The sequence below is a fragment of the Bradyrhizobium prioriisuperbiae genome, assembly GCF_032397745.1.
GTDB classification, from domain to species: Bacteria; Pseudomonadota; Alphaproteobacteria; order Rhizobiales; family Xanthobacteraceae; genus Bradyrhizobium_A; species Bradyrhizobium_A prioriisuperbiae.
On sequence record NZ_CP135921.1, the window covers coordinates 8820884 to 8843725 of the forward strand.

Sequence of the window (22842 nt, forward strand, 5' to 3'; positions counted from 1 at the left end):
GACGATGCGGCGCAGGCTGATCCGACAGGCCCGGCGGTGGCTGTACATCACCCACCGCTGGATCGGCATCGGCACCTGCCTGTTGTTCGCGATGTGGTTCGTCTCCGGCGTCGTGATGATGTACGTGGCGTTCCCCGGCCTCACCGACAGCGAGCGCTGGGCGGCGTTGCCGCCGATCGCCTGGGACAAGGTGCAGGTGACGCCGGATCGGGCGATGGCGGTCGCGGGGCTCAAGACCTACCCCCGCGATCTTCGCCTCGCCATGCTCAATGACACGCCGGTCTATCGGTTGCTGGGCTGGGACGGCGTGCGCAAGACCGTGTCGGCGGTCGATGGCCAGGTGATCGACAGCATCGCGCCGGAACGCGCCCTTGCCGTAGCGCGATTTCATCCCGGCGCGATAGCTCCACAAATGGTGGAGACGGTCGAGCGCGACCAGTGGTCCGTGACCGCACGTTATGACCCGCTGCGGCCGCTCTATCTGATCGCGCTCGGCAACCGTGAGGGAACACAACTCTATGTCTCGTCGCGCACCGGCGAGATCGCGCTCGACACCACGCGGACCGAGCGGGTGTGGAACTGGCTGGGATCGATCCCGCACTGGATCTATCCCACCGTGCTGCGCAAGGACGGCGCCGCCTGGCGGCAGGTGGTGCTCTGGGTCTCCGGGACCTGCATGGTGGCGGCGGTGACCGGCTTCTGGATCGGCATCCTGCGAATGCGGCTGCGCCGCCGCTATGCCGGCGGCGCGGTGACGCCCTATCGCGGCTGGATGGCCTGGCATCACATCGCCGGGCTGATCGGCGGCATCTTCCTGCTGACCTGGATGTTCAGCGGCTGGCTGTCGGTCAATCCCGGCGAGTCCTTTTCCGGACGCGCCACGCCGCGCGACGCTTTGGTGCGCTATGCCGGCAACGAGACGCCGCACATTGTTGCGAACTTTCAATCCAGACCACGACCCGGTGCAGTGGAAGCACGATTTGTCTGGCTCGGTGGCCGACCGTTGATGGTGCTGACCGATGGCGACAGCCGCCGGACCGTCGCCGATCCGGTCACGGGCGCCGCGATATCGCTCTCCGACGATGAGATCGTCGACACGGCGAAACGGTTGCTTCCAGAGGCCGTGATCAACCTGCGCCAGCGACTCACGCAACCCGACGCCTACTGGTATTCGCATCATCAGGCTCGTCTCTTCCCGGCGTTACGAGTTGGCTTCGACGATGACGCTCACACCTGGTTCCACATCGATCCACGGACCGGAGACATCCTCGGCCGCACCGATGACAGCCGCCGGACCTATCGCTGGCTGTTCAACGCGCTGCACAGCCTCGATTTTGCTTTGCTGCTGCAATATCGCCCAGCTTGGGATGCGGTGGTGTGGCTGCTGTCGCTGATCGGGCTGATCACGTCGGTCAGCGGTATCGTGATCGGCTGGCGGCATCTGGTGCGTTAGCGACCACGACACGGCCGTCGTAGCCCGCATGAGCGAAAGCGAAATGCGGGACGGTCCTCGCGGTGATCCCGGGTCTCGCTACGCTCACCCGGGCTACGCGTCAAAAGAATTTTCCGAGGAACGTCGCCGCATCATCCGAGATACCGACGATCTTGTTGGTCGCCTGGCGATAGAATTTGAAATTGAGTTCGGTGCCGGGCCGGCCATCGCCCCAGTCGGTGAGAGGCTTGAGGTCGGCGCGTCCCAGTGGCCGTTTTGCAAGCGCGGTGCGTTTGATGGAGACGCTCACGCGCGGCGTCTGCCTGATAACGCCGCGTTTCTTCGTGACCGCTTCCACTGATGTGACAAGCCGCGCGCGATGAGGCCCTGCCCACCCTCATTCTCGCTGGCGAACACAAAAATCGTGTCGCCTTCCGAGATATCCTTGCCCCCATACATGGTCTTTTGCGCGATGAATACAAACGCCTTCGCCCGTGGATCGTCAATCTCGGCCTTGATTGCGAACGCCATGCGCCGTCACTCCCACCGCAACGGGAACCACTCTCATCTCGCCCGCTGAAACCGTCAATCGGCAGCTCGCAGCACCGGCTCCGCAGATATCGAGGCATGATAATGACGCATCTTCAGCAGCACCGCGAGCGCTGCGATCGTCGCCGGCACCGCCAGGACGCCGATGATGAGCTGGAAACCCCAGCCCAAGCTGAGCAGGATGCCGCCCATGAACGCACCGAGGATGGCGCCGAAGCGGCCGATGCCAAGCATCCAGCTCACGCCGGTGGCGCGACCGACGGTCGGATAGAAACCCGCCGCCAGCGGTGACATCGAGGTCTGCGATCCGCTCATAAAGAAGCCCGCCATGAACACCGCGGCGCTGAGGACCACGAGATTGGCCGAGACCTGCGCGATCACGACCAGCATCACGGCCCCGAGCAGATAGGACACCGCGATCGACACATGCGCGTTGGTGCGATCCATGCACCAGCTGACGACCAGCGCGCCGATGGTGCCGCCGAGCTGAAACATGGCGCCGATCACCACCGCCTGCTCGATGGGAAGGCCAGCCGATGTGATCAGGGTCGGCAGCCAGCTGGTCAGGAGATAAATGACAATCAGGCCCATGAAGAAGGTGACCCAGACTGCGATAGTGCCGAAACCGAGGCCGTTGTCGAACAACACACCAAGCGACGGACGCTCGCTGGTCCGGGCTCCACCGTTGACGAAGCGGGTATTGTCGCCGATCCGCAGGGACGGATCGATGCGCCGCACGATCGTCGCGATCGCGTCACGCCGGCCGGTGCCGCGGGCAACCAGATACTGGATCGATTCCGGCAGCGCGACGGCGAGCACCAGTGCCAGCAGCAGCGGTGCGACGCCGCCGGTGACGAACACGCTCGGCCAGCCGAAATGCGGGATCATTGCCGCGGCGACAAAGCCGCCGCCCGCCGAACCCAGGGTGAATCCGGAGAACATCAGCGTGATCAGCAGTGAGCGCCGGCGAGCCGGGCAATATTCGGCGGTGAGCGTGGTCGCGTTCGGCATGGCCGCGCCGAGGCCGATGCCGGTGAGGAAACGAAGCACGGTGAGTTCGGTGAGGCCGGTGGCCACCGCCGAAACCAGGCTGAACACGCCGAAGAAGGCCAGCGCAGCGATCAGCACCCATTTGCGGCCGACACGATCGGCCAGGGGGCCAGCCACCAGCGCGCCGACCGCGAGCCCGAAGAAGCCGACGGTGAGCAGCTGCTTGAGATCCGGCGGCGGTAATTGCCACGCCTTGCTCAGCGCCGGTGCCACAAAGCCGACGGCCGCGGTGTCGAAGCCGTCGAGGAACGCCACCAGGAAGCAGAGCGCGAGCGTCAGCCATTGGAACGGCGAGACCGGACGCTCATCGATGAAGTGCTGGACATCGAGCGTGGCGGATTGAACGGCAGGCATGGCGTATCCTCGGTTGGCCGCGGACAGCGGCGATCGATCGCCCGGGGTTGAGGCCCCGGGTCGGATCATGAATTAGCGGATGAATGAGATCGGCGACGGCGTCCGTCAGGCCGGCGCGAGCCACGCCCGTCCTTCTGCGTACAGCGTCTCGACTTCGGCGTTCCTGAGCCCCGGCATGTCGCGCTTGACGCGATAACCGATCTCTTCCTGGATGTAAGCGAGATGCCGATAGCCGACCGGATATTGCGCGAGCTTGTCCTGGTCGAGTTTGAGCACAGCCGCGGGATCGACCGGATCGATGCGATCCTTTTCATAAATCGGCTGGCGGCGCACCAGCCCCCATTTGCCGCTGCGCTTCTCGAGGAAATCGTAGAACCGGCCGGTGCAGACCACATCGCATTCGATGCCATGGACCGGCCCACGCTGGGAGATGGTCATCTTGGTTTGCGCGATGGCCCTGGTGTCGGTGAGATCGATGCTGGTGCCACCAAGGAAATGCAGGATACTGACACCCTTGGCCCAGCCCTCCTGGGTAACGCGAATGAAGTCCGTTGCCGAGCCCTGAAACCAGGTGGCCGACATCCAGCCGTCCTCATGCCACACCGTGGCGAAGCGCTCCCAGTCACCAGCGTCGCGCCACACCGCCCAGTTCTCGACGAGGTCGCGGATCGCAAGCCGATCCAGCAGATGCGAGTCGTTCATATGTGTTTCCTCTCTTTGTCGCTGCCGGCAGTTCAAAGCTCGCGCTTCAACGCCGCATCGATGGAATACCTGCCCCGTTCAACCCGACCGCGCGGCCTCTGAAGAAACCTCTCGACAAGCACGCGTTGTTGGGATAGGTTTTAGTATGAAAACTGGTAGTTCTTATGAAACTTGACCCCACCTCATCTGTCAAGTCTGCGGACCGCGCGTTCGACATTCTCGAATACGTTGCGGACGCGGCCGAGCCGCCGTCGTTCTCACAAATGCTGGTGGATTTACGCATTCCGCGCAGCAGCCTGTTTCATTTGCTGAACAACCTGCTGGGGCGCGGCTACCTCGAACAAGATTCCGTGACCGACCGCTACCGGGTCGGCGATCACGTGCGCCAGCTGGCGAAGAAAATCTCGGGGCCACCGCTGGCGACGCTGGTCGCGCCGTTCCTCAAGCAGCTGACCAACGAATTGAACGAAACAGCCGGATTCTATGTCGGGGACGGCAACACGGTCGAAACCATCGCCTCCACCACCAGCAGCCAGGCGCTGGCCTACACCATGAAGGTTGGGGAGCGTGCGCCGCTCTATGCGGTTTCCAGCGGCAAGATCACGCTGTCACGCATGTCGCCCGGCGAGTTCGATGCCTATCTCAAGGACCTGAAGTTCGAAGCGGTTACGCCGCAGACCATCACATCCAAACGAGGGCTGCGCGAAGATCTCGCGATCGTCCGGCAAACCGGTTTCGCCCACTCGCGCGAGGAGTTCACGCCCGGCATCACCGGCATGGCCACCGCAGTCGAGCATAACGGCCGCTTTTTCGGTGCGCTGAACCTCGCCGTCCCCACGGTCCGGTTCAACGACGAGCGGGAAGCCGTCTTCCGCCGCCAGCTCGCCATCGTGGCCGCGGCGCTCGGCCAGATGCTCGCGTCACGGACGTGACGACCGACAGCCACCGCTCCGTCAGTCAAGGTAGATCCGCTTGCTAGCGTTGTGCTTTCCGAGCTACTGAAAACTACATCGCGCGATGGTTGCCATGACAGATATTTTTGATCTTGCGAACTTTCTCCCCTATCTGCTCAATCGCGCTGGCGTCAAAATCGGATTGTCCTTCGCACGTGACATCGAGCCGCTCGGCGTCACCCTTCCGATGTGGCGCGTCATGGTCGCCTTGTGGGAAAGTGGCGACCAGCGCCTGGGCGACCTTGCCGAGCGCACCAGCATCGATTTCTCCACCCTGTCACGCCTTCTCCTGAACCTGCAGCGGCGGCAGTTCGTGGCGCGGCGCCGATCCGGCGTGGATGGCCGCGCCTTGAGCGTAAGCCTGACCGAAAAAGGGCGCGCCATCACCGAACGGATCATTCCGATCGCCCGCCACTACGAAGACGTCGCAACACAAGGCCTCGGCGAGGCCGACCAGAAGCGCCTCCGGAAGATGCTGGTGCGGCTGTTCACCAACATCCAGACCTTCGACGCCGAATACACAGCCCGGCAACAGACTGAGGTGAAGAAAAAGCCCGCGCGTCGCAAAGCCAAAACCCGGGCCTGATGCGCCTTCAACCCAGCCCCTTCCCTAACTTCGCTGTGCATCACAGCACAGCACGCCAATGCAGCCGATCAGTATTGACCGAGCGGAGTCAAACCGAGAGCCTGCTGGCCATACATGGTCCCGACGGCGTCCCAGTTCATGCTGATGTGCCGCCCGACGGCATTAGCATCGCGCCAGGCCCTCTGAACGGGATTGCTCAAGTCAAGCCCCAAGCCTCCGGTCGACGCGTTCAAGGCCTCGCTGGCCCGGATAGCGAGCGACACCGCAAAGGCCTGCCCGCGGCGGCTCTTGATGCGATCCTCGATTGTGACCTCCGTCCGATCATGAACCGTCGCCGTGCGATCGCGGAGATCGCGCAGCAGGATTTCGCGCGCCGCATCGGTGCAGGCCGCAGCATCCGCCACCCGCAGCTGAATGGTCGGAAATTCTGCCATGCGGTTGTTGCTGCCGGCCACCGCGCCGCGGGTGACCCGGCGGCTGGTCACGGCGAGATAATCATCAAGCGCCCCGGCCGAGGTCCCCACCGCAACCGACGCGAGGCATGACGGGATGGCGCACAACATCGGTATCGCGAACGAAGGATTTTCTGCGTAAAGCGCGGCTCCGGGGGTCTGGCCCGACGTCGTCTGCGGAAAGGTCAGACTGCGATGCACCGGCACGAACACATTCTCGAGCTGCAACGTCTTGCTGCCGGTCCCAGCGAGCCCGACGACATCCCAGGAGTCCAAAACCGCGTACTGCGCGGCCGGAACCAGCAGGAATGCCGGTACCATCGCAGCACCTTCGGTCTCGGCCGGCAGCAATGCCGCACACAAGCCCCAGTCCGCATTTTCGCATCCGCTGGCAAACGACCATCGGCCGGAGATGACATAGCCTCCCTCGGCAATCGATGCTTTCGCGGCCGGAGCGTAGGACCCGCACACCAAAGCGTTCGGATTTTGGTCCCAGACATCGTGCTGCGCCTGGCTGGGAAAGGCGGCCACCAGCCACTGGTGCGCGGACAGCAGTCCTCCGACCCAGGCTGTGGACGCGCATGCCTTTGCGAGTTCGATATTGAGGTCGACGAGCACGTCGAAATCATGCTCATAGCCGCCGAAGCTGCGCGGCCTGACGATCTCGAAATAACCGATGCCGCGCAGCAACGCGATATTGTCGTCGGGAACCCGCTGCAGCATTTCCGTCGACCGTGCGTGCGCCTTGATCGCGGGCGCGATGTCGGCCAGCCGCTGCTTCAATTCCCCGAGAGTCGGCCGCGACAGAGAATCGCTGATGCTCTCGTTTCGCGCAATCCTTGCTGATGCCGCCATGGGGGTCCTCCGTGACTGTTGTTGTTTCGAGATTTTTCGCCGAGACGCCGGATTCTCAGACCGCCGAGCTGTCGACCGGGATCGACGAACAATAAGCAGCGTCCTGATAGATCAGCGGATCGATCGGGTCACGGGCATGCACCCGCTCCACCTCTCCGATAAAAATCGAATGCGATCCGAACGGAATGGCTGCGACTTTCCGGCAGAACATGTTCGCCTGCGCGTTGGTCAGGAACGTTATCCCGTCGGTCGAAATGTCCCACGCCCCCACGCGAAAACGCTGATCGGGTGGCATGCCCCCGCTGAATGCTGCCGACAAATTCACCTGCTCACTGCGCAGGACGTTTACGCAGAAACCCCTGGCCAGCAGCAGAATGTCATGAAGCAGCGTCTTGCGATTGAGACAGACGATGAGGGACGGCGGGTCCATCGACAGCGAGGTAACGGCGGTGACGGTCATGCCGTGCCGCAGCGTTCCTTCCGCCGATGTGATCACGGTGACGGCGGCGGGCACGCGGCGCATGGCCGTCTTGAAGGCGGTGCTGACGTCCTGAACTTCGGGCACGATCGCCATGATTTTCCCCCGACATCGTCGTTCTTGTGTTTGAATATTATTTGCAAATGCAAATAATTGTCAAGCGTGGCTTGAGACAGCCGCGCGCGGCCACGCCGCGGCGGCGACCTCAACCCGTTGCAATTACTTGCAAAATCAAAAGATTTAAGGAGACAGGACGCAGCGTGAAAGACCGCTCAAGGCTCGAAGGCGCTTGGCATCAGGACGACAGGACTCGGTCTGTAGCCAGCATGCGCGAAGCGACATGCGGGAGCAGCGTTCAAAGGGTCCGGGGGTTCGCTTCGCTCACCCTGGCTACGGATGGTCGATACCAGCGTCAGGCGCCGATCGCCTCGACCAAGGCTGCGGTGACGAGATCGATCGACTGCAAGCCATCGACACTCGTGAGCAGCCCCCTGTTGCTGTAGTAGTCAATCAAGGGGCGCGTCTGATCGCCATAAGCGGTCAGGCGGACGCTGAGCGCGTCCTGGGTGTCGTCCTTTCTGACCGGAAGACCATTGGCCTTCGCTTCGGCCGCACGCCGCAGCACGCGATCGAGCAACACCTTCTCATCGACCTTGATCTCCAGTACGCGGTGTAGCTCGTGAGCATTGATCGCCAGAACGCCGTCAAGCGCCTCGGCCCGTCCCACCGTGCGCGGGAAACCGTCGAGGATGAATCCATCCGCCGCATCGGGCTGCTCGATCCGCTCGACAATCACGGCCACGACGACGTCATCGGGAACAAGCTCGCCCCGCTTCATGATGTCATCCGCCTTGTGGCCGATCGGCGTGCCGGCGGCGACCGCGGCGCGCAGCATGTCGCCGGTCGACAATTGGGGAATGGCGAACCGCTCGGACAACCGCTCCGCCTGAGTTCCTTTCCCCGCCCCCGGCGGCCCCAGCAATACGATCCGCATCCTGTTCTCCCCTCGAACCGATTGTCCCGATGTCAGCCTATGCCATCGCGCCGTGGACGCAATGCATCAGTCCTAGTGCCCCGCATCCGAAGCTCGTGATACATCGCAGCACTCTCTGACACGAACTTCGGATGCATCAGGGGCACTAGCAAATCTATGATTCTAGTGCCGCTTCTCGATCTGAAGTCCCTGGGACGAGTTTGCAGCAAGTGGTGCAGGGACTTCAGATCGGCGGTACTAGTCCCTGAGAAGGAACCGCGTCACCACATCGATCTGATCCGCCGCCATCAGCGGCGGCACATGGCCGCAATCGTCGAAGCTGAACACACTGGTGTGCCGGTTGCGCTTCTTCATTTCCTGGGTCAGATCGAACGAGAGCAGATCCGAATGCGCGCCGTGCAGCACCAGCACCGACCCGCCGACCGCTTCCCAGTAGTTCCACAGATTGAGCGGATAGAACCAGGTCGAGCGGAATGCCGTGGCGATCGCCGGGTCGCACAACATCCGGTAACGCTGCTCCCCGTCGTCCCGCAACACGCTATGCTCGGCGAGATGGCGCCAGTGCGCGTCAGCGAGCGCGCCATAGGGCGCCAGCACGTTCCGCAAATAAGCTTCCGCCTCGTCAATGGTGGCGAACGACGACGGCATGCTGCCGATGTATTGACCGATCCGCTTCAGTCCGGTCGCCGACACATACGGGCCGATGTCATTGATCACCAGCCTGCGCACCATGCTGCCGGAGAAGCCGGCCATGATCATGCCGATCATCCCGCCCAGCGACGTGCCGACCCAATCCACCTCGCTGACGCCAAGGCGAGCGATCAGCGCATTCATATCCGCGCAATATTGCGGCAGCGCATAATCGTCGGAATTGGCAAGCCAGCCGCTGCGGCCACGCCCCGGCAGATCCGGACAGATCACGCGCCGCCCGGCGGCCGCCAGGCTCCGGGCGAGATAATCGAAGTCCCGCCCCTGCCGGGTCAGGCCGTGGACACAGATGATCGGCCTGGCATCATCGAGCGGCCCCCAGTCGGTGTAGGCGAGATCGTGAAAACCTTTGGGCGATAGACCATGCAGCCTGCCGACGCGGTGCGCCGGGGCGGGAGTTTCAGGGTCGATTGCACGCACAGCCACACTCATAGCAGTATCAGCGTCTTGACTCATCGCTCTCTCGTCAGGCGGGGATGGCCCGCCGATGGGCATCGGCGAAACCCTGGGCCTCGGCTTGGGTTTCGAAAATATGCGGCGCGACATGACGATCAGCCAGGCCTTCGCCCAGCTTCAGGCGCATGAAAGCGCTGGTGGTGTAGCGCGACGCCGAGCTGTAATAGCGCTTCTCCAGATAGGCGATCATGGAGAAATACGTGTCGCTGACAATCGGGTCGAGGTAGAAGCCGTCATAGTTGGCGACCAGTGCCACCGGCTTGCCGACGCTCTGGCACAGACGCTCGACCTCGCGCCGCACCAGGTCGACGTCATCGAAGGTCTTGACCTCGAAGCCTTCGAAATTGACGAACATGGTGTTGCGCTCGGTATCGTAGCTCAGTCGGTCAGCCAGGCTGCGGCCCAGCAGGGCATGCATCAGGCCCATCGGGCCGTCGCGGAAGATGCGCGCATCCATGGGCCGCACGTTGCGAATCAACGGCTTGAAGTCCATCTGCCCCAGAATATCCCGCTCGATATCGATCCCCGGCGCGACCTCGATCAGTTCGACGCCGGCGGGCGTCCGTTGCAACACGCAGCGCTCCGTGACGTAGTACACCGGCTGGCCGATCTCGGCCGCGTAATCGCCGCTGAATGTTACCTGCTCCACCTTGTCGATGAACTTCTTCGAGGAGCCTTCGCGCAGAATGTGAACGGCGCCGTCTTCGATCGCGATTTTCAGGCCGCCGCAGGTAAAGGTGCCGGCGAATACCAGTTTCTTGGCGCTTTGGGAAATATTGATGAAACCGCCAGCGCCTGCGAGCCGTGGCCCGAAGCGGCTGACATTGACATTGCCGGCGGCGTCCGACTGCGCCATGCCCAGGCAGGCTAGATCGAGCCCGCCGCCATCATAGAAATCGAACTGCTGGTTCTGGTGAATCACCGCATCCGGATTGAGCGCGGTGCCGAAATTCAGGCCGCCTTGCGGCATGCCGCCGATGATGCCCGGCTCCGCAGTCAGGGTCAGGTATTTCAGCATATGCTCTTCGGTCGCGACCGCGGCAACGCTTTCCGGCATGCCTATGCCGAGATTGATCACCCCGCCGGGCGGCAGCTCGAACGCGCAGCGGCGTGCAATGACCTTGCGTTCGTCCAACTCGAGCGGCTGAACGCGATCCATCGGCACCCGCTGCCGCCCCGAAAAAGCATGGCTGTATCCGGTGCCATAGGTCTGCACATGGTTCTCGGGCTCAGCCACCACGACGCAGTCGACCAGGATGCCGGGGATCTGCACCTCGCGGGGATTCAGGGAATTGGCGGCTGCGATCCGCTCCACCTGGACGATGACAAAGCCGCCGGAATTCTTCGCCGCCATCGCCATGGCGAGATTATCCAGGGTCAGCGCTTCCCGCTCCATGGTGATATTGCCGGCGGGATCGGCGGTGGTGCCGCGCAGCAGCGCGACATTGATCGGGAACGCCTTGTAACGCAGCCATTCCTCGCCATTGATCTGCAGCAGCTCGACCAGATCTTCGGTGGTCGCTTCATTCAGCTTGCCACCCTCCAGCCGCGGATCGACGAACGTGCGCAAGCCCACCTTGGAAATGGTGCCGGGACCGCGTGCGGCGATGCTGCGGTACAAATGCGAGATGCAGCCGAGCGGCAGATTGTAGGCCTCGATGCGATTGGAGAGCGCGAGTTCGCCGAGTTTCGGCACCAGCGCCCAATGGCCGCCGATCACGCGTTTCAGCATGCCGTCCTGGGCCAGGCGATTGAGCCCCCGCTCCTTGGAATCGCCCGGCGCGGCCGCAAACATCAGCGTCAGCGCAGCCGGATGGCGATTCTCGCGGTAACGTTTGGCCAATGCGATCAGCAGTTCGTCCGGTGTCCCCACACCGACAAAGCCGGACGTACAGACGGTGTCGCGATCCCTGACAATGGCGACGGCTTCATCGGCCGAAACGATCTTGTTTTTCATCATCGCGATATCAATCCCGCGCTGCCAGCCACCCGGAAATGTCCTTGCTCAAGACCCCCTGTGACTTGCTGGAGACGAACAGGCCGACATGACCGCCCGGCAATGGAATTTCGGAATAGTCTCCACCGCCGACATGACCGCGCAGCGCCTGGGAGCAAGTCGGCGGGATGATGTGATCGTTGAGCGCGTACACGTTCAGTACCGAGGCCGAAATCGCCCCGAGGTCGACGCGGCGGCCGGACATCTCAAACTCGCCCTTGACCAGCTTGTTGTCCTGATAGAGATCCTTTAGCCACTGCTTGGCGGCTTCGCCCGGATGGGCGGGCCGGTCGGCGAGCCATTTTTCCATGCGCAGGAAGTTCATCAGCTTGGCTTCGTCATCGACGACATCCAGCAGGTCGACATTGTATTTGGTCAGCGACCGCATCGGCGTCATCATCGAGAACACCGAGCTCATGAACTCGCCGGGAAGCCCGCCATAGGTGTCCACCAGCTTGTCGACATCGGCGCTGCTGAGGCTCCGGGTCCAGACATTAAGGAAGCCATGGTGGATTGCCGGATCGTCGCGATCGGCATGAAAGTCGATCGGCGTGATGGTGAGAACGAGATTTTTGACCTTGTCGGGATGCAGTGCCGCATAACATGTCATGAACACGCCGCCCTCGCAGATGCCGAGCAGCGTGATCTTGTCATGGCCGGTCTCGCGGCACACCCGCTCCACCGCCGCATGGATATAGTCGTCGACATAATCGTCGATGGTAAGCCAGCGCTCGGTCCGGTTCGGCTGGCCCCAATCGACCAGCCACAGATCGAGCCCCTGCGACAGCAGGCTGCGCACCAGCGAGCGATCCGGCTGCAGGTCCGCCATGGTGTAGCGACCGATCAGGCCGTAGGCGACCAGCACCGGCGTTTTGACCGCCTGCGGCGCGATCGGCTCGTAACGAAACAGCTCCACCTTGTCGCGGCGCATCACCAGCTTCTTGGGCGTGGCGCCGACATCGACATCCTCGTCCTTGATCTCGGACAACAGTTTGGTCGCCTTCAGCATCTTGTCGGCGAATTCGGAAAATTCGCGCGCGCTGCGCTCCACCGTCCCCTCGTTGCTCACGATGCGGCTCCCTTCTCGCTGTTCGCGTCGACCCGGCGTGCCAAAGCCCGCACTTCGCGCCGCAACTCGGTGAGCTGACGCGTGACGTCGTCGAAGTCGCTCTGGGTCGGCAGTCCGAAAATCCTGGCGATGGTTTCGTTGATCTCGGTTTGCCGTGCGCGAAATTCGGTCGCGGACTGCAGTAGTTCTTTCTGGGCGCTGAGAAAATCATCCGAGCGCTGGTTGCGGATCATCTCGTCATTGGCAAGGGCATTCCAGGCGCCGAGGCGGTCGCGCCAGCCATCGGCGGGTTCCCCGCCCTTGGCGCCCGATGCCGCGTACTGCTCGGCCGCGCGTATCCAGGGACGCGAGGCGATCACATTGTAAGCGGCGAGCTTGCGCTGCATCTCGCTCCAGGCCGCGAAGGTGCCGGCGAGCTTGCGGTCGAAATCCATCACGTCGGCGAGCCGCGGCCCCTGCGCCAGGCGCTCGATCGCCTCGCCCAGGTCATTGCCGGCGCCGGAGCGGCTTTCCGCCGCGCGGGTCATGATGAACGGCAGCACCGATTTCGACCAGGCGTCGCCCATCTGGGTCGAGGCTCCGGCCATCGATTTCCAGAATTCGCCCCACTGCGCGGTGGTCTGCGCGATGGCGTCAATGCGGTCGTCGCCCTCGCTCATGGGACCGCCCGCACGGAACGGTTGCTGCGCTCGTCATAAGCGGCGCTATAGATGGCGTAAGCGTCGTCATAGGTGAGAGGCCGCGGGTTGTTGACCAGCAGCCGGGTCTGTTTCATCGCGTCTTCCGCCAGCTTCTTCAGATCGTCCTGGCCGATGCCGACGGCGGCGAGCGACACCGGCACATGGCAGTCACGGCCGATCGAGACCATCTCATCAATGAAGACCCGCGCGCGGTCGGCCTGCGAGGTGGCGCCCGACCCGGGTTTAACGAGCTCGGCCAGCTCCGCATAAAGCGCCTCCGCCGCCGGCAGGTTGAACTGCAGCACATGCGGCAGCACCAGCGCGTTCGACAATCCGTGCGGCACATGGAAAATGGCGCCGATCGGATAGGCCAGTGCATGTACCGCGGCGACGGGAGAGTTGGCGAAGGCCATTCCCGCCAGCATCGACCCCAGCAGCATCTGCGAGCGGGCCTCGATATCCCGGCCGTTACGGCAGACCTGCCGCACATTGGCCGCCAGCAACGTCAGCGCCTGGCGCGCCAACTGGTCGGACATCGGGTTCTTCTTGACCTTACTGGTGTAGGCTTCGATGGCATGCACCATGGCATCAATGCCGGTGGCGGCGGTGACATTGGCCGGCAGCCCCAGGGTCAACTCCGGATCGAGCACCGCCCAATCCGGAATCAGTTTCGGCGAGACCACGCCCTTCTTCTCTGTCGTCGGCGTGGTGACGATAGCGATGGGCGTGACTTCCGAACCGGTGCCCGCGGTGGTCGGCGCCAGGATCAGCGGCAGCCGCTGGCCCTTGGCGAGGCCGACACCATAAATGTCGTCAAGCCGGTCCGGCGTCTTGGCCAGATAAGCCACGAGTTTGGCGGTGTCGAGTGCGCTGCCACCACCGATCGAGACCACGAGGTCGACCTTGTTGTCCCGGCACTGCCCAACCGCGGTCTCGATGACATGCGATGGCGGATCAGCCACCACATCTTCGAACACCGTCAGCGAAATCCCGGCTGCGGTGATAGCGGCTTCGGCGTCCCTGGTCAGTCCGGCGGCGCGCACGCCCTTGTCGGTCACCAGCATGACGCGTTCAGCGCCATACTGCTGGACGAGGTCGGCGATTTTGCGCGAAGCGCCGGCTTCAAACAGAATGTTGGACGGCGACTGGAAGGTGAAAGGCGTCATGATGCGTGATCCTGCTGTGGTCTGACAACGTAGGCGAGCCGGTCAATGCCGTCGCAAAACAATCATCTTCTCCTGGCTCATTTCTCTCATCGTGAAGGGAATGCCGCCGATGCCATAACCCGACTGCCGATGACCGGCGAACGGCATCCAGTCCACCCGGAAGGCCGTATGGTCGTTGATCATCACCGCGGATCCGGCAAGCCGCTCCGCCGCACGCAGCGCCTGATCGATGTCTTGCGAGAAGATGCTGGCCTGGAATGCCACCGGCAGGCTGTTGGCAATCTCGATGGCCTGATCCAGCTCCCTGAATTTGTAAACGCAGGTCAGCGGACCAAACACCTCTTCCCGTGACACCTTCGCATCCAGGCTCGGGCCACGCAGGATCGCGGGGGCCAGCGTCGTCTGCGAGAGCCGTTCGCCGCCGACAACCAGTTGCGCGTCGCCGGCCACGGCTTCGCTGATCCAGGACGCGACCCGATCCGCTTCCCGCGGCTGGATCAGCGGACCGACATCTGTCTGCGGAGATTGCGGATCGCCGACATGCAGAGCTTTCACCGCCGCGGCAAAACGCTCGACAAACTGGCTCTCGATATCCTCGTGAACAAAGATGCGCTGGGTCGACACGCACACCTGTCCTGCATGGTAATAGCCGCCCTTGACCAGCAGCGGCACGATCCGCTCGATATCGGCACTGCGATCGACAATGGCCGGTGCGGCGCCACCATGCTCCAGCGCGGACCGCGTGCCGGGCGCCAGCATGCTGTGCAGCCGCCAGCCGACCTTGCCCGACCCGATGAAACTGAGGAACGAAACACGCGGGTCCGTCGCCAGACGTTCCGCCAGGTCGACCTGCGCGGGCACGAAACTCTGGCACCAGGGCTCCGGCAGCCCCGCCTCCCGGACAAGCTTGACGAACTCCAGGCAGCACAACGGCGTCGCGGAGGCCGGCTTGACAATGACCGGGCATCCCACCGCGATCGCAGGCGCGACCTGATGAACAATCAGATTGAGCGGATGGTTGAACGCCGAAATGGCGAAAACGACGCCGATCGGCTCCTTGGTGGTGAAGGCCCACCGGCCGTCGCTCGCCGCGGTCAGCGCCATCGGAATTTCGCGGCCGCTGAAATTGCGCAATTCATCGGCAGCGTTGCCGACACCGTCAATGGCGCGGTCCACTTCGACGCGCGCGTCGGTGATGGGCTTGCCGCCCTCCTCCGCAATCAAATGACTAAAATGGTCGCGTCGCTCTCGCACCAGCTCCGCCAGCCGGCGCAGGATCTCAATGCGCTGGAACGGCTTCAACCAGCCGCCGCGATTGCGGAACGCACGCTCGGCCGCGCTCAATTTCAGTTCGAGCGCGGCGGCGTCATCGGTGGCAATTTCGGTGACAGGTGATCTGTCGAAGGCACGCACGACCGTCAGCATCACTCAGCCCTCCGAACCGACGATCCGCTCAAGTCCCGGGTGCTACGGGCAAGCGGGCACGCAGCTCATCGACAAGGACGCGCATATTCTCGGAATAGTCGATCGGCACCGCGATCAGATGAACGCCGCCGCTGTTGAACGCATTCTCCAGCGTCGGGATGAAGTCGTCCAGCTTCTCGACCCGTGCCCCCTTGGCCCCGTAGGACTCCGCATACTTGACAAAATCCGGGTTGCCGAAGGTAAGGCCGAAGTCCGGGAAATTATCCACTGCCTGCTTCCAGCGGATCATGCCGTAGGCGCTGTCGTCGAGGATCAGCACGACCAGGTTCAGCTTGAGTCGGACGGCCGTCTCCATCTCCTGGCTGTTCATCATGAACCCGCCATCGCCGCACACCGCCATGACGCGGCGCTTGGGATAGAGCATCGCCGCCATCATTGCCGAAGGCAGCCCGGCGCCCATGGTAGCGAGCGCGTTGTCGAGCAGCAGCGTGTTGGCGACGAAGGTGCGGTAGTTGCGCGCGAACCAAATCTTGTACATGCCGTTGTCAAGCGCGACGATGCCATCACTGGGAATGACCTGGCGCACATCGTGCACCAGCCGCTGCGGCGTCGGCGGCCAGCGGTCCTCGGTGTTGCGATCGGCGATCCGGCTCAGGATGCCGTCGCGCAGCGACAGCAGCGCGCCGGCGCGTGGCAGCTTGCCCTCGACACGGTCGGCCAGCAACTCCAGGCTGGGTCCGACATCGCCGACCACTTCGGCATCCGGAAAATACACCTGCTCCACGTTCGCCGGGGTGTAGCTGACATGGATCACCTTCGGTCCGTTCGGCCCCATGATGAAGGGCGGCTTCTCGATGGTGTCATGGCCGATAGCGATGATGAGATCGGCCTTGTCGACCGCCTCATGCACATAGTCGCGCTCCGACAGCGCCGCGGTGCCCATGTAGAGATTGGTGCCACCGGGCACGGTGCCCTTGCCCATTTGCGTGGTGAAAAACGGAATGCCGGTGCGGCGCACGAAGCCGGCCAGCCCGAACGTCGAGCGCGGACGGCTGGCGGCGGCGCCAAGCATGATCAGGGGACGCTCGGCGCGCATGATCATCTCGGCGGCGCGATCGAGCGCGGCGCGGTGGGCCACCGGAATCTCGATCGGATGGATCGGTACCATCGGCACGTCCGCCACCTCCTCACCGGCGATATCCTCCGGCAGTTCCAGATGCACCGGACCCGGGCGCTCTTCCATCGCCACCCGGAACGCGTCGCGCACCAGGGTGGGAATGCTGGCAGCGCTGACGATCTGCCGCGACAGTTTGGTCAGCGGCTTCATCGACGCGATGACGTCGACGATCTGGAAACGCGCCTGGCGGCTGCTCATGATCGCCTTCTGGCCGGTGATCATCAGCATCGGCATGGCGCCGAGATGGGCATAGGCAGCGCCAGTGGAAAAATTCAGCGCGCCGGGGCCAAGCGTTGAAATGCAGACGCCGGGCTTGCCGGTGAGCCGGCCATGGGTGGCTGCCATGAACGCAGCGGCCTGCTCGTGGCGCGTCAGCACCAGCTCGATCTTGGAGTTGCGCAGCGATTCGACGACGTCGAGATTTTCCTCCCCCGGCACGCCGAAGATGCGGTCGACGCCTTCATTTTCCAGCGCTGCAACGAGCAGATCGGAGCCCTTGGTCATTCTGAAGTCCTCTTGCTAGGTCGTCATCGATCGGTGAATTGGAATAAGTGTCGTCATCCGTTCGCCAGCCGCTTGATGATGGCGGCCGCGAAATCGTTGGTGCTTGCCTTGCCGCCGATATCACCGGTGCGCACGCCGTCGACTTTCAGGGTCTGGTCGACGGCGGTCTGCAGTCGTGCGGCGAGATCGGCCCTGTCGACATGTTTCAGCATCAGACAGGTAGCCAACAGCAAGGCGAGCGGGTTGGCAATGCCCTTGCCCGCGATGTCGGGTGCCGAGCCATGAACCGCCTCGAAGATCGCGGCCTTCTCGCCGATGTTCGCGCCGGGCGCCATGCCGAGGCCGCCGACCAGCCCCGACATCTGGTCGGACAGGATATCGCCGAACAGATTGGTGGTGACGATGACGTCGAACTGCCAGGGATTCATCACCAACTGCATGGCGCAGGCATCGACGATCCGGTCGTCCATTACGACCCGCCCCTCGTATTCTTTCGCCATCTCGCGCCCGACTTCGAGGAAAATGCCGGTGAGCGCCTTCAGCACGTTGGCCTTGTGCACGACAGTGACTTTCTTGCGCCCATGGCTCAGGGCGTATTCAAACGCATAACGAATGATGCGCTTGGCCCCGGCGCGGGTGTTGACCCCCGACGAAATCGCCACCGCATGCGGATCGTCGCCGACTTCGATGTAATGCTCGAACGCCACATAGAGGCCTTCGAGATTCTCGCGGATCAGAACCAGGTCGATATCGTCGTAACGCTGGCCCGGAATCATGGTGCGGACCGGGCGCAGATTGGCATACAGATGAAATTCCTCACGCAGCCGCACGTTCACCGAGCGGAATCCGCCGCCCACGGGCGTGGTCAGCGGTCCCTTCAGCGCAAGTTGTGTGCGGCGGATGCTGTCGATCAGCGCTCCAGGCAACGGATCGCCGGCGCTCTTGATTCCGGCCAAGCCGCCCTGCTGCACATCCCAGGCGAATGGCGCACCGAGCACGTCGAGGATGCGGACGACCGCGTCCATGATTTCCGGGCCGATGCCATCGCCGGGAATCAGCGTTGCCGGGATTTTGTTCTCGATGTTTGCGAAGACCATGGCGGCAATCTCTCCGTGGCTGGACGATAATCGTTTGCGGGACTTAAGTTGCGTGAACGTTCAATGGACGGCTTCCAGACTTGCGGCAGGCTCCCGCCGCTGGCCGCGACCGAGCAGCATCACAAGAATGCATCCGGCAGCCGACAGCCCGGCGAGCGGCAGCAGGCCCAGCGCGTAGCTGCCCGTGGCGTCCTTGATGGCGCCGAGGAGGTAGCTGCCGAAGAACCCGCCAAGATTTCCGATCGCATTGACCTGGGCGATCGCCGCCGCGGCGACGCCTGCCGACATCCATTCCGTCGCCAGCGCCCAGAACGGGCCCTTGACGATGTAGGTCGCGGTGACCGCGACGCAGAGCACAAGGATAGTCGCGGACAGCGAGTCGACCAGCGGCGCGACAGCGAGGCTGCCGGCGAGCAGAAACAACGGCAACGCCGTATGCCAGCGGCGTTCCTGCGACCGGTCGGAACTGCGTCCCCACAGGATCATCAGCACCGATGCGACGCCGAACGGAATGGAGTTCAGCAATCCCGTCTGCATGTTGGTCAGGCCGAACGACTTGATGATCTGCGGCTGCCACAATGACAGGCATTGGCTGGCGCCGGACGCACCCGCATAGATCAGCGATGCTGCCAGCACGTATTTGTTGGACATCACCTGCCAGAGCGACAGATGCTTCGCCGTCGCCTTGGGCGATGAATTCTCGTCGGCGAGACGGCTCGCCAGCCATTGCCGTTGGGGATCGCTCAGCCAGCGCGCGCTCGCCGGCCCGTCGGCGAGGTAAAAGAACGAGATCACGCCCAGGATGATGGCCGGAATAGCCTCCAGCACGAACATCCACTGCCAGCCATGAAAACCGAGCGCACCATCGAGCTGCAGCAGCGCCGCCGAAATTGGCGAGCCGAAAAAGCTCGAGAGCGGGATCGCTACCATGAACAGCGCGACGATGCGGCCACGATACTTCGCTGGGAACCAGTAGGTCAGGTACAGAATCACGCCAGGGAAGAAGCCCGCTTCCGCAGCGCCCAGCAGCAGGCGAACAGCATAAAACGAATAAGGACCGACCACGAGCGCCATGCAGGCCGCGACAATGCCCCAAGAGATCATGATCCGCGCGATCCAGAGCCGCGCGCCCACCTTGGCCATTGCCAGATTGCTCGGCACCTCGCACAGCACATAGGTGATGTAGAACAGGCCGCCGCCGAGCCCGAACGCGGCGGCGGACAAGCCGATGTCATGGTTCATCTGCAGCGCGGCGAAGCCCGCATTGACGCGATCGACAAACGCGATGAAGTAGCAAAGCATCAGGAACGGAATGATGCGCCAGGTCACCCGCCGCATGGTTTCGACTTCCAGGGGCGACGTTTCCGCTGTGGCAAGGGTTGCCATGATCTGCAAATCCTCGAAGAAGTTTGAGAACGCCAGGAGGCGGATCGCGAGATCCGTCCGCCGGCGTCAGGGGGTCATCTGAAGTAGCCGAGGATGATCAGCACGGCGGTGACCGTGATGGCGCCTCCGATACGGGTCGCGATCTGGGCGAACGGCATCAGCTGCATGCGGTTGGCGGCGGTCAGGATCGCGACGTCACCGGTGCCGCCCTGCCCGCTGTGGCAGGCGTTCACGATCGCGGTCTCGATCGGATACATGCCCATGAAGCGACCGACGAAGAAGCCGGTCACCATGATGGTCACGACCGTCGAGACAATGGTGATGATGTTGGCGATATGAAACGCCGCCACCAGCTTGTCCCACGGCGTCAAAGCGACGCCGATCGCGAACAGCAGCGGATAGGTCATGGTGGTGCGCACGAAATCGAACACCACAAGACCGCCCTGCTGTAATTGCGGCGAGACCGCGCGGGTCAGTTTGGCCAGCACCGCCAGAAACAGCATGGCCACCGGCGCCGGCAGCCCGAACAGATGGTGACAGATCACACCGAGCAGATAGAGCGTGATCGCCGTGAGCCCGGCGGCCGCGATCACCGACACGCCGACATGGCCGACGCCTTGTTCCTTGCCGTCTTCCTCACGCACCGCCTGGATGTCGATCTCGCCCTCCTTGAGCGGCTGCAGCCGCCCTTCACCGGTGAGATGGGGATACTTTTTGCCGACGAAATTCAGCAAGCCGGAGAGCAGGATCGCGGTCAGGCTGCCGAGCATCACCGGGGGCAGGACCTGGGCGAACACCTCGCCCTGGGGCACGCCGGTCAAGGCTGCGTAGCCGATCGACAGCGGGATGGCGCCCTCGCCGACCCCGCCGGCCATGATCGGTACCACCACGTAGAAGAAGGTGTGATGGGTGCCGAGCCCGAGTGCGGTACCGACGGCGGTGCCGACAATGGCGGCGGCGATCGAGCCAATCACCAGCGGCGCGAAAATCTTGACAAAACCCTTGATCAGCACGTCGCGATCCATCGCGAAAATGCTGCCGACGATAATCGAGGCGATGAAGAGATAGAGGAAGTTGGTGGCCTTGGTGAAGTCGACGATCGAACGTTCGATCTGGGCTGGGATCAAATGATAATAGGCCAGCGCCGAGGGAATGAAGGTCGCAAAGATCGCACCGGCGCCGATGCTGCGCAGGATCGGAGTGCGTTTGCCGATCTCGGCACAGGTGAAGCCGCCCAGCACCAGGACCGCGATCATGGTCGGGCCGTCGGACTTGACCTCGCCGGTCAAGACCAGCGTGGCAACGAGAATGACCAGAACAATATAGATCGGGAGGGGGATGATTCCGACGCGGAAGTCCACCAGCTTCCACCACCGCTCCGGCCAGAACCGCGACGACGGCTTGTCAAGAGAATCCGGAGTCGATTGAAGATCACCCGCCCGTGTCGGGATTGCGCCCGCATCATGTGCCGACATGTCGTTTCCCCTGATGTTTTTAAGCGGAAGGCCGGTCACGCGCGGGCTGCCTGAACGGCAGGAATGCTGACCCTTCCATCTCTATTTAGACGCCACGATAGATCGGCTTACCTGTCACTAACCTGTCGCGCCGGCTAACCGAAGTTTATCAGGTCTCATTGTCCCTGGAGCGTCTTCTTCCATTGCGCCAGAAACCGGTTTCGCTTGGCCCGGTCGAGGTATGTCAACAGATCGATGTTGAGTGCAATCGGCCGCAGCGACTTTGCGACCCGATCGGGGACGGCCGGCTGAATATCGGTGCGCACCGAACTCAGGGAATGCCCGGCCAGTTGTGCCTGCCCCGCGCGGGACAGCAGATAATCCATGAACCGCCGGGCCGCGGCGGGGTGCAGCGCGGAGCGGGGAATCAAGGCAATGCGCGACATCAGCAGGGTGTAATCGGCGGGAAAGACGATGCCGAGATCCGGATCCTGCTTGGCACGTTCAAGCGCATAGGCGCCGAGCACGTTGTATGCCAGGACGAATTCACCTGTGATCACACGATCGATCATCGGGTTGGACGACGTATAGAGTTTCACGCCGGCCCGCCCGAGCGCGGACACGAGCTTCCATGTCAGCGGCGTGATGCGGACATCCTGGGTGATGAACAGCAATCCCGTTCCGCTGAGTTCCGGATCGTAAGTCGCGATCCGGCCTTGGAAGACAGCGGGGTGATCGGTCAGGACCTGCAGCAGCCCGGCGCGGTCCTTCGGCACCATGTCGTCGCGCAGCAACCGTTTATTATAGACCATCACCACCGGTTCGGTGGTGATGCCATAAGCGATGTCCTTCCACTGCGCCCAGGCCGGAATGCTGTCGGCCTCCGCGGAGCGATATTCCGATGCAAAGCCGTCATTGGCGAGCTTGATCTGCAGGTCCATCGCCGAGCTCCAGACCAGATCGATCGGGTCTTTCGCGTCGGCCGGCCCGGCCACGCCGTCGAACAGGCTGGTCGACAGGGTCTTGGAATAACGAACGGTGACGTCCGGATTGAGTTTCATGAACCCGGCGATCAGGTCCGCGGCCTCGGGACTGTTGGTTGTCGATTTGACGAAAAGATCGACCTTCGCCGCAGCCCCGGACTCGCTCGCGTTTTCAGCCGCCGCGCAGCCTGCCACGAACACGCAGGCGAAAACGAAGGCGCGGGCGATGGTGCGATACATCAATGCAGCTGGATTCCGTGATCCGATGGACGACATCAGGCTTTTGACCTAACGGTAAATTTGAACGTACATTACCGACTTGGCAATGGTGCAGTG

General features: G+C 62.9%; 21 protein-coding genes. 3 read left to right on the forward strand and 18 right to left on the reverse strand.

The genetic code is table 11. The features are described 5' to 3' along the window. Positions 1-4: 4 nt before the first annotated feature. Positions 5-1453, forward strand: coding sequence for a PepSY domain-containing protein (locus RS897_RS40955; RefSeq protein WP_315834340.1), 1449 nt, complete (start codon positions 5-7; stop codon positions 1451-1453). A 100-nt stretch (positions 1454-1553) separates the two neighbouring features. Here RS897_RS40955 and RS897_RS40960 read toward each other — a convergent pair whose 3' ends face one another. From RS897_RS40960 to RS897_RS40975, 4 genes are all read right to left on the reverse strand, one after another. Then, a complete protein-coding gene (locus RS897_RS40960; protein ID WP_315834341.1) occupies positions 1554-1742 on the reverse strand; it encodes a hypothetical protein in 189 nt (62 codons plus the stop codon). Further along, positions 1739-1963: a hypothetical protein gene (locus RS897_RS40965; protein WP_315834342.1), complete on the reverse strand. Its 225-nt coding sequence runs from the start codon at positions 1961-1963 to the stop codon at positions 1739-1741. The genes RS897_RS40960 and RS897_RS40965 overlap by 4 nt, the downstream gene beginning before the upstream one ends. Positions 1964-2017: 54 nt before the next feature. Beyond that, positions 2018-3385 carry an MFS transporter gene (locus tag RS897_RS40970; protein ID WP_315834343.1) on the reverse strand — a complete coding sequence of 456 codons (1368 nt, stop codon included), beginning with the start codon at positions 3383-3385 and terminating at the stop codon, positions 2018-2020. A gap of 105 nt (positions 3386-3490) precedes the next feature. Next, positions 3491-4087 (reverse strand): nuclear transport factor 2 family protein, encoded by a 597-nt coding sequence (locus RS897_RS40975; protein ID WP_315834344.1) that lies wholly within the window; start codon positions 4085-4087, stop codon positions 3491-3493. Between the two features lie 164 nt (positions 4088-4251). Between RS897_RS40975 and RS897_RS40980 the strand changes: the two genes are divergently transcribed. Together RS897_RS40980 and RS897_RS40985 are read left to right on the forward strand one after the other, a co-directional pair. Next, the gene (locus tag RS897_RS40980) at positions 4252-5019 is read left to right on the forward strand and encodes an IclR family transcriptional regulator (RefSeq protein ID WP_315834345.1); all 768 of its coding nucleotides are present in this window, start codon (positions 4252-4254) and stop codon (positions 5017-5019) included. Positions 5020-5113: 94 nt separating this feature from the next. Further along, positions 5114-5626 carry a MarR family winged helix-turn-helix transcriptional regulator gene (locus tag RS897_RS40985; protein ID WP_315834346.1) on the forward strand — a complete coding sequence of 171 codons (513 nt, stop codon included), beginning with the start codon at positions 5114-5116 and terminating at the stop codon, positions 5624-5626. 68 nt (positions 5627-5694) lie between these two features. On the opposite strand, the gene RS897_RS40990 is transcribed toward RS897_RS40985, so the two are convergent. From RS897_RS40990 to RS897_RS41055, 14 genes are all read right to left on the reverse strand, one after another. After that, on the reverse strand, positions 5695-6933 hold the full coding sequence (locus tag RS897_RS40990) for an acyl-CoA dehydrogenase family protein (RefSeq protein WP_315834347.1): 1239 nt from the start codon (positions 6931-6933) through the stop codon (positions 5695-5697). 55 nt (positions 6934-6988) lie between these two features. Next, positions 6989-7507 carry a flavin reductase family protein gene (locus RS897_RS40995; protein ID WP_315834348.1) on the reverse strand — a complete coding sequence of 173 codons (519 nt, stop codon included), beginning with the start codon at positions 7505-7507 and terminating at the stop codon, positions 6989-6991. 316 nt (positions 7508-7823) lie between these two features. Continuing rightward, positions 7824-8405, reverse strand: a complete 582-nt coding sequence (locus tag RS897_RS41000; RefSeq protein ID WP_315834349.1) for an adenylate kinase — start codon at positions 8403-8405, stop codon at positions 7824-7826. A 237-nt stretch (positions 8406-8642) separates the two neighbouring features. Beyond that, positions 8643-9569 carry an alpha/beta fold hydrolase gene (locus RS897_RS41005; RefSeq protein ID WP_315834350.1) on the reverse strand — a complete coding sequence of 309 codons (927 nt, stop codon included), beginning with the start codon at positions 9567-9569 and terminating at the stop codon, positions 8643-8645. A 10-nt stretch (positions 9570-9579) separates the two neighbouring features. Next, complete coding sequence (locus RS897_RS41010; protein ID WP_315838913.1) at positions 9580-11526, reverse strand: acyl CoA:acetate/3-ketoacid CoA transferase; 1947 nt, start codon at positions 11524-11526, stop codon at positions 9580-9582. Positions 11527-11536: 10 nt separating this feature from the next. Further along, complete coding sequence (gene phaC / locus RS897_RS41015) at positions 11537-12634, reverse strand: class III poly(R)-hydroxyalkanoic acid synthase subunit PhaC (protein ID WP_407654395.1); 1098 nt, start codon at positions 12632-12634, stop codon at positions 11537-11539. Beyond that, positions 12631-13293: a poly(R)-hydroxyalkanoic acid synthase subunit PhaE gene (locus RS897_RS41020; protein WP_315834351.1), complete on the reverse strand. Its 663-nt coding sequence runs from the start codon at positions 13291-13293 to the stop codon at positions 12631-12633. Before RS897_RS41020 ends, phaC begins: the two co-directional genes overlap by 4 nt. Beyond that, entirely contained in the window at positions 13290-14480 is a 1191-nt protein-coding gene (locus RS897_RS41025; protein WP_315834352.1) for an iron-containing alcohol dehydrogenase, read from the reverse strand. Before RS897_RS41025 ends, RS897_RS41020 begins: the two co-directional genes overlap by 4 nt. Positions 14481-14522: 42 nt before the next feature. After that, entirely contained in the window at positions 14523-15905 is a 1383-nt protein-coding gene (locus RS897_RS41030; RefSeq protein WP_315838915.1) for an aldehyde dehydrogenase family protein, read from the reverse strand. A 28-nt stretch (positions 15906-15933) separates the two neighbouring features. Then, positions 15934-17586 (reverse strand): acetolactate synthase large subunit, encoded by a 1653-nt coding sequence (locus tag RS897_RS41035; protein ID WP_315834353.1) that lies wholly within the window; start codon positions 17584-17586, stop codon positions 15934-15936. A 53-nt stretch (positions 17587-17639) separates the two neighbouring features. Then, a complete protein-coding gene (locus RS897_RS41040) occupies positions 17640-18683 on the reverse strand; it encodes an isocitrate/isopropylmalate dehydrogenase family protein (RefSeq protein WP_315834354.1) in 1044 nt (347 codons plus the stop codon). A 60-nt stretch (positions 18684-18743) separates the two neighbouring features. Beyond that, entirely contained in the window at positions 18744-20069 is a 1326-nt protein-coding gene (locus RS897_RS41045; protein ID WP_315834355.1) for an MFS transporter, read from the reverse strand. A gap of 74 nt (positions 20070-20143) precedes the next feature. Beyond that, positions 20144-21544 carry a 2-hydroxycarboxylate transporter family protein gene (locus tag RS897_RS41050; RefSeq protein ID WP_315834356.1) on the reverse strand — a complete coding sequence of 467 codons (1401 nt, stop codon included), beginning with the start codon at positions 21542-21544 and terminating at the stop codon, positions 20144-20146. Between the two features lie 155 nt (positions 21545-21699). Next, the gene (locus RS897_RS41055) at positions 21700-22782 is read right to left on the reverse strand and encodes an ABC transporter substrate-binding protein (RefSeq protein ID WP_315834357.1); all 1083 of its coding nucleotides are present in this window, start codon (positions 22780-22782) and stop codon (positions 21700-21702) included. Positions 22783-22842 lie beyond the last annotated feature (60 nt).

Excerpts from the sequence above, each read along its gene's own strand:
- RS897_RS41040 (WP_315834354.1), bottom strand. The coding sequence starts at position 18,683 with ATGGTCTTCGCAAACATCGAGAACAAAATCCCGGCAACGCTGATTCCC.
- RS897_RS41020 (WP_315834351.1), bottom strand. The coding sequence starts at position 13,293 with ATGAGCGAGGGCGACGACCGCATTGACGCCATCGCGCAGACCACCGCG.
- RS897_RS41000 (WP_315834349.1), bottom strand. The coding sequence starts at position 8,405 with ATGCGGATCGTATTGCTGGGGCCGCCGGGGGCGGGGAAAGGAACTCAG.
- RS897_RS40985 (WP_315834346.1), top strand. The coding sequence starts at position 5,114 with ATGACAGATATTTTTGATCTTGCGAACTTTCTCCCCTATCTGCTCAAT.
- RS897_RS40990 (WP_315834347.1), bottom strand. The coding sequence starts at position 6,933 with ATGGCGGCATCAGCAAGGATTGCGCGAAACGAGAGCATCAGCGATTCT.
- RS897_RS41010 (WP_315838913.1), bottom strand. The coding sequence starts at position 11,526 with ATGAAAAACAAGATCGTTTCGGCCGATGAAGCCGTCGCCATTGTCAGG.
- RS897_RS40975 (WP_315834344.1), bottom strand. The coding sequence starts at position 4,087 with ATGAACGACTCGCATCTGCTGGATCGGCTTGCGATCCGCGACCTCGTC.
- RS897_RS40995 (WP_315834348.1), bottom strand. The coding sequence starts at position 7,507 with ATGGCGATCGTGCCCGAAGTTCAGGACGTCAGCACCGCCTTCAAGACG.
- RS897_RS41035 (WP_315834353.1), bottom strand. The coding sequence starts at position 17,586 with ATGACCAAGGGCTCCGATCTGCTCGTTGCAGCGCTGGAAAATGAAGGC.
- RS897_RS40980 (WP_315834345.1), top strand. The coding sequence starts at position 4,252 with ATGAAACTTGACCCCACCTCATCTGTCAAGTCTGCGGACCGCGCGTTC.
- RS897_RS41045 (WP_315834355.1), bottom strand. The coding sequence starts at position 20,069 with ATGGCAACCCTTGCCACAGCGGAAACGTCGCCCCTGGAAGTCGAAACC.
- RS897_RS41050 (WP_315834356.1), bottom strand. The coding sequence starts at position 21,544 with ATGTCGGCACATGATGCGGGCGCAATCCCGACACGGGCGGGTGATCTT.
- RS897_RS40955 (WP_315834340.1), top strand. The coding sequence starts at position 5 with ATGCGGCGCAGGCTGATCCGACAGGCCCGGCGGTGGCTGTACATCACC.
- RS897_RS41025 (WP_315834352.1), bottom strand. The coding sequence starts at position 14,480 with ATGACGCCTTTCACCTTCCAGTCGCCGTCCAACATTCTGTTTGAAGCC.
- RS897_RS40970 (WP_315834343.1), bottom strand. The coding sequence starts at position 3,385 with ATGCCTGCCGTTCAATCCGCCACGCTCGATGTCCAGCACTTCATCGAT.
- RS897_RS40965 (WP_315834342.1), bottom strand. The coding sequence starts at position 1,963 with ATGGCGTTCGCAATCAAGGCCGAGATTGACGATCCACGGGCGAAGGCG.
- RS897_RS41030 (WP_315838915.1), bottom strand. The coding sequence starts at position 15,905 with ATGCTGACGGTCGTGCGTGCCTTCGACAGATCACCTGTCACCGAAATT.
- RS897_RS41005 (WP_315834350.1), bottom strand. The coding sequence starts at position 9,569 with ATGAGTCAAGACGCTGATACTGCTATGAGTGTGGCTGTGCGTGCAATC.
- RS897_RS41055 (WP_315834357.1), bottom strand. The coding sequence starts at position 22,782 with ATGTCGTCCATCGGATCACGGAATCCAGCTGCATTGATGTATCGCACC.